The organism is Mycobacterium sp. 1245499.0, from assembly GCF_001673615.1.
GTDB classification, from domain to species: Bacteria; Actinomycetota; Actinomycetes; order Mycobacteriales; family Mycobacteriaceae; genus Mycobacterium; species Mycobacterium europaeum_A.
Genome location: NZ_LZMG01000176.1, coordinates 1 through 8,367, shown reverse-complemented (window position 1 = coordinate 8,367; position 8,367 = coordinate 1). Strand labels below are relative to the sequence as shown.

7 protein-coding genes and 2 pseudogenes are annotated in these 8,367 nt (G+C 70.2%); 3 read left to right on the top strand and 6 right to left on the bottom strand.

Going from position 1 to position 8,367, the window contains the following annotated elements; genetic code table 11:
- Positions 1 to 11: 11 nt before the first annotated feature.
- Positions 12 to 344, top strand: a complete 333-nt coding sequence (locus A5646_RS09765; RefSeq protein WP_066866235.1) for a hemophore-related protein — start codon at positions 12 to 14, stop codon at positions 342 to 344.
- A gap of 24 nt (positions 345 to 368) precedes the next feature.
- Here A5646_RS09765 and A5646_RS09760 read toward each other — a convergent pair whose 3' ends face one another.
- From A5646_RS09760 to mshB, 4 genes are all read right to left on the bottom strand, one after another.
- Positions 369 to 1,133 carry a maleylpyruvate isomerase N-terminal domain-containing protein gene (locus A5646_RS09760; protein WP_066876536.1) on the bottom strand — a complete coding sequence of 255 codons (765 nt, stop codon included), beginning with the start codon at positions 1,131 to 1,133 and terminating at the stop codon, positions 369 to 371.
- 39 nt (positions 1,134 to 1,172) lie between these two features.
- Complete coding sequence (locus A5646_RS09755; protein WP_082984688.1) at positions 1,173 to 3,824, bottom strand: bifunctional FO biosynthesis protein CofGH; 2,652 nt, start codon at positions 3,822 to 3,824, stop codon at positions 1,173 to 1,175.
- A gap of 96 nt (positions 3,825 to 3,920) precedes the next feature.
- Positions 3,921 to 4,382 carry a hypothetical protein gene (locus A5646_RS09750; RefSeq protein WP_066866241.1) on the bottom strand — a complete coding sequence of 154 codons (462 nt, stop codon included), beginning with the start codon at positions 4,380 to 4,382 and terminating at the stop codon, positions 3,921 to 3,923.
- Between the two features lie 92 nt (positions 4,383 to 4,474).
- Complete coding sequence (mshB, locus tag A5646_RS09745) at positions 4,475 to 5,389, bottom strand: N-acetyl-1-D-myo-inositol-2-amino-2-deoxy-alpha-D-glucopyranoside deacetylase (protein WP_066876540.1); 915 nt, start codon at positions 5,387 to 5,389, stop codon at positions 4,475 to 4,477.
- A gap of 95 nt (positions 5,390 to 5,484) precedes the next feature.
- Between mshB and A5646_RS09740 the strand changes: the two genes are divergently transcribed.
- Entirely contained in the window at positions 5,485 to 6,096 is a 612-nt protein-coding gene (locus tag A5646_RS09740; RefSeq protein ID WP_067021433.1) for a TetR/AcrR family transcriptional regulator, read from the top strand.
- Between the two features lie 11 nt (positions 6,097 to 6,107).
- Here the strand turns inward: A5646_RS09740 and A5646_RS09735 are convergent, their stop codons facing one another.
- Together A5646_RS09735 and A5646_RS29825 are read right to left on the bottom strand one after the other, a co-directional pair.
- Positions 6,108 to 8,009 carry an ABC transporter family substrate-binding protein gene (locus A5646_RS09735; RefSeq protein ID WP_197505157.1) on the bottom strand — a complete coding sequence of 634 codons (1,902 nt, stop codon included), beginning with the start codon at positions 8,007 to 8,009 and terminating at the stop codon, positions 6,108 to 6,110.
- Between the two features lie 46 nt (positions 8,010 to 8,055).
- Positions 8,056 to 8,172 (bottom strand): annotated as a pseudogene (locus tag A5646_RS29825) (hypothetical protein); the annotation flags it as partial.
- On the opposite strand from A5646_RS29825, the pseudogene A5646_RS09730 reads away from it, so the two are divergent.
- A pseudogene (locus A5646_RS09730) lies at positions 8,164 to 8,367 on the top strand (translational GTPase TypA); the annotation flags it as partial. The pseudogenes A5646_RS29825 and A5646_RS09730 overlap by 9 nt on opposite strands.

The following is an 8,367-nucleotide window of genomic DNA, read 5'->3' as shown; positions in this document are numbered from 1 at the left end:
GGTGTCCACACATGAGGCTGTCGTTGAGCAAATTGGGCGTTGCGGTTGGCAGCGCGGCGGTGGCGTTGAGCGCCGCGGCCGGGATCGCGTCCGCGGATCCCACCGACGCGATCATCAACACCACCTGCAACTACGGGCAGGTCATCGCGGCGCTGAACGCGACCGACCCGGCAGCTGCCCAACAGCTGAACTCGTCGCCGGTGGCGCAGTCCTATATCCGCAACTTCTTGGCCTCGCCGCCGCCGAAGCGTCAGCAGATGGCCCAGCAGATCCAGGCCATGCCGTCGGCGCAGAAGTACTACGACGACATCAACCAGGTCGCGGTCACCTGTAACAACTACTGAGCCGATCGCTTCGCACGAAGCGGTTCAGTAGCCGCCGAGCAGGCGGCGCACGCGCCCCAGGGTTTCCGGCCCGACGCGGCTGCGAATGCGTGACGGATCGGCGGGCCGCCGGCCCCACAGCAGCAGCACCCGCGCGGCCGCGTCGGTCTCCAGGGTGGCCGGGCCTTCCGGCTCGGCGAGCCCGATGGTGATCTGATCCGGGTCCGCGGCCAGTACGACGTCGTCGGTGCCGTCGGCTCGCAGCCGGGCGTCGATTCGCTCGCCGGGTTTCAGCTGCTTGGCCCCCTTCACCAGCAGCGGCCTGCCCACCGCGAGGACGCTGTGCGTGGTCATCCACGGCTCGGCCAGCCGGGCCTGGGCGGCCGGTTCGTCCCCGGTGATGTCCCAGCTGTGCAGGACCAACTCTTCGCGCATGTGCTCGGCGAACCAGGGCACCTTCATGGTGCGGCCGGTCCAGGCGACGTCGGTGTCGGCGGGCAGCGCCTCGGCCGCCACCGCGACCTCGGTGAGGGTGGCCATCCGGTCGGTCAGCGCGTCCCACAGGTCCGCGTCGTTCAGGGCGCGCAGGGGGCCTTCGCGTTCCTCGAAGCTGCGGGTGGCTACGGGCTGGCCGTCCAGGTGGGCGCCGAGCACCCGCGCGAGCTCTTCGGCGTTTCCGGCCTGGTGGACGACGATGTCGCGCACCGTCCAGGCCTCACACCAGGTGCCGGCGTCGGGTCCGTGCCGGCGCACCGCATCCGCGAACGGCCGCCACTCGGGGAATCGATCGTCATCAATCTGTCGCTTCACGACCCCCGGTATACCCGACGGCACCGACAAGAAGGCGAACTACGCGGCCAGCGTCGTGTAGTCGGTGGTGCGTTGCCGCGCCGGGCGGCCGATGCCCTCGGCGATCGCGACAAGCTCCGCCACCGTCTTGGCCGAGCCGTACTCCGAACCGGCCATCCGGGAGATGGTCTCCTCCATCAGCGTGCCGCCCAGATCGTTGGCGCCGCCGCGCAGCATCACCTGCGTGCGCTCCACGCCGAGCTTGACCCAGCTGGTCTGGATCTGGGAAATGCGGCCGTGCAACATGATTCGCGCCAGCGCGTGCACGGCGCGGTTGTCCCGATGGGTGGGTCCGGGACGCGACGCGCCGGCCAGGTACAGCGGTGAGCTCTGGTGCACGAACGGCAACGGCACGAACTCGGTGAAACCGCCGGTGCGGTCCTGGATGTCGCGCAGCACGTTGAGGTGGCCGACCCAGTGCCGCGGGCTGTCGACGTGGCCGTACATCATGGTCGACGACGACCGCAGCCCGACCTCGTGTGCGGTGGTCACGATTTCGATCCACAGCGACGTCGGCAGCTTGCCCTTGGTCAGCACCCAGCGCACCTCGTCGTCGAGGATCTCGGCGGCGGTGCCCGGAATGGTGTCCAGCCCGGCTTCGCGCAGGCTGATCAGCCACTCGCGAATGCTCAGCCCGCTCTTGGTGACCCCGTTGGCGATCTCCATCGGGGAAAACGCGTGCACGTGCATCGACGGCACCCGCGCCTTGACCGCGCGGACCAGGTCGGCGTAGCCCGTGACCGGCAGCTCGGGGTCGATGCCGCCCTGCATGCACACCTCGGTGGCGCCCTGCACGTGCGCCTCCCACGCGCGGTCGGCGACCTCCTCGGTGGACAGCGAGTATGCGTCGGCGTCGCCCTTGCGCTGCGCGAACGCGCAGAACCGGCAACCGGTGTAGCAGATGTTGGTGAAGTTGATGTTGCGGTTCACCACGAAGGTGACGTCGTCGCCGACGGCTTCGCGGCGCAACGTATCGGCAAGCGCGGCAACCGCTTCCAGCGCGGGGCCGTCGGCGGTGGCCAGGGACAGGTATTCGCTGTCGGAGCAGCCGCCGGGGTCGCGTTCGGCGGACCGCAGCGCGGCCAGCACATCGGTGTCCAGCCGTTCTGGCGCTTTGGCGCCCTGCGCGGCCAGCTCGTTGACGTGCGCGCGGATCGATTCCCAGTCGCCGAAGGCGCTGTCGATGTCGCTGCGGGTCTCGGTGTTGCGGCCCTCGCTGTCGATGGCCGCGTTGAGGTCGACCCGGCCCGAGGAGCCGACGTCGTCGGGCTCCTGCCAGGGCAGCCCCACCGGGTTGACGTCGCGCGCCAGACCGGTCGCCGGATCGGCCAGCGCCGCAACGTGTCCGGACACCCGCGGGTCGATCCACGCCGCGCCCGCCTGCACGTATTTCGGCTGCGCGGTCAGCCGCTGGACCAGCTCGTAACCGGCTTCGGCGGTGACGGCGGCCAAGTCGTCCAACGCCGGCCACGGCCGCTCGGGGTTGACGTGGTCGGGCGTCAGCGGCGACACCCCACCCCAGTCGTCCACCCCGGCGCCGAGCAGGGCCAGGCACTCGTCGCGCGACACCAGATTGGGCGGCGCCTGAATCCGCATCCCGGGGCCGAGGACCAGGCGCGCGACCGCCACCGTGGCCAGGTAATCCTCGATGCCGGCGTCGGGAACGGCGGCCATCGCGGTGTGTTCCTTGGCCCGGAAGTTCTGCACGATCACCTCTTGCACATGACCGAACTCCTTGTGCGCCTTGCGGATCGCATGCAAGGTGTCGGCGCGCTCGGCGAGCGTCTCGCCGATGCCGACCAGCAGGCCGGTGGTGAACGGGATCGACAACCGCCCCGCGTCGGTCAGGGCGCGCAGCCGCACGGCCGGATCTTTGTCCGGGCTGCCGTAGTGCGCAAGCCCTTTCGTCTCGAACAGCCGCCGTGACGTCGTCTCGAGCATCATGCCCATCGAGGGCGCCACCGGCTTGAGCCGGGCCATCTCCGACCAGCTCATCACGCCGGGGTTCAGGTGCGGCAGCAGCCCGGTCTCTTCGAGCACCCGGATCGCCATCGCGCGCACGTAGGACAGCGTGGAGTCATAGCCGCGTTCGCTCAGCCACTCGACGGCCTCCGGCCAGCGATCCTCGGGCCGGTCGCCGAGGGTGAATAGTGCTTCCTTGCAACCGAGTTCGGCCCCGCGGCGGGCGATGTCGAGGATCTCGTCGGGCTCGAGATACATGCCGGCGCCCTGGGCGCGCAGCTTGCCCGGGACGGTGACGAAGGTGCAGTAGTGGCAGGTGTCCCGGCACAGGTGGGTGACCGGGATGAAAACCTTGCGCGAGTAGGTGATCGGCAGCCCGCCGCCCGGCCCGCGCCGGCCGGCCGACTCCAGACCCGCATCGCGCACCCGGGCCGCACTGGCACACAGGTCGGCGAGGTCCGCGCCGCGCGCGGTCATGGCGACCGCCGCCTCGTCGACGTTCAGCGCGACGCCGTCTCGAGCCCGTCGCAGCACCCGCCGCAGCGCCGATGCACCGGCCTTCCGCGGGGCTTCCGGAGAAACCTTGGCCGGCACCACAGGGTTGGGCAGAGCGGTAGGCTCCTCGCCCGGAGTCAACAGCACCTTGGTGTAACTTCCCCACGATCGAATTTCATCCGCGCGTCCCAACATGTGAAATCGTGGCACCCGTTGGCGGGTCCCGTATGGGCAACAGTCAACAGTAGCGGCACCCCCGCGTCGGCAAGCGGGCGACATCCCGGCCGACCGTCAGACGCCCTGCCCGCGCCGCCACAGCACCCAGACCGGCGGTACCACCCCCAGGACCAGCAGCAATAAGGCCGCGTATGCCATCAGGCCGCGGCCGCCCAGGATCACGTCGTCGGCCGGGCCACCCATGCTGATCACCGCCACGGTCAGCAGCCACGTCCACAACGGCAGCGCCGCCAACCGGGGCGAACGGGTCCAGCGGCCGGCGGCCCACACCAGCGCCGCGTTGACCAGTCCGGAAATCAGTCCGCTGATGGGAAACGGGACCGTCCCGATGTAGAGAGGCAGCAGCAGGGCTCCGGCAAGTGCGGAGAGCACCCCGTCGACCGCCAAGAGGGCCAATACGACGAAACGGATCGCGGGGTCGGTCGCGCCGCTGTCGTCAACGGAGGCGACGCGTGGCTTGGTTTCGGTCAGGTCGGGACGCTGTCGATGTTGGACATGATGGAGCCGATAACCCACTGTAGGTTGTCCAGCCGGTCCTGCCAGTGTTGCTGATTAGGGTCCAGGTCGGGGTCCATGCGAATTCCTTCCGTGGCTGCCTGATTGGCAGCCTACCGCGTCGGGGCCGGCGGAAACTCAAGCCCTGCGAGCAGGTCCGTTTCCCAGCCCCGCCCGTCGCGCTCCCCCGCCGCGCCACCGACCAGGACGTAGTGCTCTTGCCCCAGAATCGGTATCGCCGCGTTGTTCGACAGCGCGCAGGCGCGACCGGTCGGTCCGACCACCACCTGGGTGGCGTGCGCGGCGAGCGCCGCGCGCTTGGCGGCCACGGCCTCCGGGCCGGTCTCGACGACGGCGTCGATGTCCTCGTCGGCGTAGCCGAAGGTGAACTCCTCCTTCGGCGGGATCGACCATTCGGGCCGCAGATCCTCGGGCGTCAGCGCGTCCATGGCCGCTTCGAAGGCGCTCGTTGCGAAGACCGACCAGTAGAACTTCGGCACGGCCCAGGGCTCGTCGGGAAAGTCGGCGGCGCCGGCTCCGGGACCCGCCGCCGCCACGGCGGCCGCCGTGATGCGGTGCGCGTGAACGTGATCGGGATGGCCGTAGCCGCCGGCCGGGTCGTAGGTCACCACGACGTGTGGGCGCTGCTCGCGGATGACGGCCACCAGCGCGCCGACGGTCTCGCGGTCGTCGGCGTCGATGAAGCGTTGCCGGTGCCGCGCCGGCGTGCCGCGCATGCCCGAATCGCGCCACCGGCCGGCGCCGCCGAGGTAGTGCGGCTCGCCCACGCCCAGCGCCCGCAGCGCGGCGGTCAGTTCGCCGATCCGGTAGCCGCCGAGTTGGTCCGCGCGATCGACGGCCAGTTCGGCCCATCGTTCGCCGATCACCTCGCCCTCTTCGCCCAGCGTGCAGGTGACCACCCGGACATCGGCGCCACGGGCGGCGTAGTGGGCGATGGTGGCGCCGGTGCCGAGGCTTTCGTCGTCGGGGTGCGCGTGGACGAACAGTAGCCGCGGCGTCTCAGGCATGGACGGCACCCTACGGCAGCCGCGACGATTCGGGCAGTCCGGCCGCTACCCACCGGTAAGCGGCAGGTAGGAACGCGCACGGCTACTATCAAGGAGTGCCCCAGCTCACGGACGCAGACCAGACCGGCAGCCGAAGCCGCCGGCGCGGCGAGGTCCTCGAACGCGCCCTGTACGAGGCCACCCTGGCCGAGCTGACCGAGGTCGGTTACGGCGGCCTGACCATGGAGGGCATCGCGGCGCGCGCCCATACCGGCAAGGCCGCCCTGTACCGACGCTGGGACACCAAGTGCGAGCTGGTGCACGCCGCTTTGGTGTTCGCGCTACCGCCGCTGCCCGAGCTGCGTTCCGGCCGGTCGGCCAGGGAGAACCTGCTGGCGATGTTCACCGCGCAGCGCGACCTACTGGCCGGAAAGACCGGCTTCCCGGGCCTGGACGTCATCCATCAGCTGTTGCACGAGCCCGAGATGCGGGCCATCTTCGCCGACGCGGTGGTGCGGCCGCGCATGCAAATCGTGGAATCGATCCTGCGGGCGGCCATCGACGACGGTGACCTCGATCCGACGACGGTCACCCCGCTCACCGCCCGCATCGGGTCGGCTCTGATCAACCAGCACTTCCTGCTGAACGGTTCGCCGCCGAACCGGCGCGAGCTGGCGCTCATCGTCGACACCGTGATCCCGCCGCGCGCAACGCGTCCCGCCGACTGACCGCGCGGGCGTTATGGCCCCGTCTTGATCCACTGGCCGGCGTCGCCGACGATGCCGACCGGGACCGCACCGGACAGGCTGACGTTCTGCACGCTCGGGCCGGCCCCGACGATCGTGGTGTCCTGCAGGATCGGCAGCACGGTAGCCATGTTCCACAAGCGCGGTTCGACCGCGGTGATCACGTCGTTGATGTTCTTGGTGCCGTTGAGGGCGGCGTCGATGTTCGACTGGATGCTGCGATCGCAGATCCCGGTGAGGTTCGACGGCGCCTGCACCAGGGCGTTGGGATCGGCCGGGCGGCTGGGCGGCGGCGTGGTCGTCGGCGTCGTCGACGTGGCGGGCGCCCCGGTGGACGGCGTGGGACCGGCGGGGGCCGACGGCGCGGGTGCCGGCCCGTTGGAGATCGGCACCTGGGTGGATTCCAGTGCGGGACAACCGTATCGGGAGGCGAGCCGGGTCGCCAGGTTGCCACCCGCCTGATGCCAGCCGACGATCGCGTCGACCCGGTTGTCGTTGAGCGCGTCGTGATAGAGGGTGACCGGGTCCAGCGCCAGCACGGTCGCGGCGATGCCGACGTTGCGCAGGCGGTCGGCGGCGGTGTTTGCCACCGCGACCGAGGTCGGATCGTTCGCCGCCACCCCGATCACCAGCGAAAGTTGTTGGCCGTCCTTGCTGATCCGGCCGCGGATGACCTCGGGCGGCCCGGTGTTCGGCGGGGCTGATGGCGGCGCCGCCGAAGCCGAAGTGTTGGGGTCGACCTTGTAGCCGGCCCCCTCCAGCAGCGCCAGCGCCGCCGGGGTCGTCATCGCCGGTGGCGCGGTCGGCTCGTAGCCCGGGTCGCTCGGCGCCCGGATCTGGGCCTGGTCCAGGGTGACGGTGTTGTCGCTGCCGGCGCCGACGGCCGCGAGCAGGTCGACGTCGAGCAGCCCCAGGATGGCCTTACGGACTTGCGTGTCCGCCAGTTTGGGTTCGGTGGCCCGCAGCGTGAGCTGCATGATGCGCGGCGTCACGATCCGGGCGGTCCGGACGTCGGGGATGGCGGACAGCTGCGCGAAGGCCGCCGAGCCGCCGTGCACCTGCGCCACCTGGGTGTCGCCGTTGCGCACGGAATCGGCCAGCGCGGCCGGCGCCCCGGCGCGGCGGAACAAGATGAGCGCGGGTTTGGCCGGCGGTCCCCAGTAGCGGTCGTTGCGGGCCACCAGGATCTCGTCGCGCTGCGGATCGATGCTTTCCACCCGGAACTGGCCGCCGGTGACGGGAAGCGCCCGGGCCAGACCCGCGGCGAAACCGCCGGGCACGTCCTTGACGATGTGGGCCGGAAGGATGTTGCTGAACAACTCCTTCCACGCCGGATACGGTTCGGCGAAGGTGACCACCGCCTGCTTGCCGCCCTCCAGGGACTGCACGCCGGTGATGAGGTCGTACCCGGCCGGGTCGACGACCCCGGGCTGGCTGACCATCTGGTGCCACAGGTACCAGAAGTCGTCGGCAGCGATCGGCGCGTTGTCGGTCCACTGCGCCTCCGGCCGGATCTTGTAGGTCACCGTGAACGGGTTCTGGCTGGTCACCTCGGCCGACACCAGCAGGGTCGGGTCCATCTCCCAGCGGGAACCGGTCGGCATGTTGGGGTCGGGGACCGGCCGAAAGGCGCTCGGCAGCACCAGCGCGCTGATCGCCGCGTTCACCGGGGACAGGTCGGACAGCAGGTGCGGGTTGAAGCCGGCCCCGATCGAGTCGATGCCCATGATGATCTCGCTGACCCGCGGTGGCGGCGGCACGGAGTTGTGCGGCGTATCGGTGCTCTGCGGCGCCGGCGGCGGGTTGACCGTACAGGCCGAGAGCACGAGTCCGACCAAAAAGATCAGTCCGCCCAGCACCATGAACCAACGGCGGACTCGTCTCGGCACGCTGATCAGGGTATCGAGCAACCGCACAGCAGCCCGTCCAACCACCCCGGTGTTAACCCCGCGCCTTGGCGCGCGACCGGCTGCGGGCCCGGGCGGTGGCGTCCAGCTCGACCTTGCGCACCCGCACGATCTCCGGGGTCACCTCGACGCATTCGTCTTGCGCGCAGAGGATCTCGACATCAACGTCACCCGCGAGAAGAAGCTGACCAACATGCGGTCGTCGACCGCCGATGTCATCGAAACGCTGGCCCGGCCGCTCGAACTCGATCTCGAGCAGGCCATGGAATTCTGCGCGCAAGACGAATGCGTCGAGGTGACCCCGGAGATCGTGCGGGTGCGCAAGGTCGAGCTGGACGCCACCGCC

Bases quoted from the DNA above. Each gene is read 5' to 3' on its own strand.
- A5646_RS09755 (WP_082984688.1), bottom strand. From the start codon at position 3,824: ATGTTGGGACGCGCGGATGAAATTCGATCGTGGGGAAGTTACACCAAG.
- mshB (WP_066876540.1), bottom strand. From the start codon at position 5,389: ATGCCTGAGACGCCGCGGCTACTGTTCGTCCACGCGCACCCCGACGAC.
- A5646_RS09765 (WP_066866235.1), top strand. From the start codon at position 12: ATGAGGCTGTCGTTGAGCAAATTGGGCGTTGCGGTTGGCAGCGCGGCG.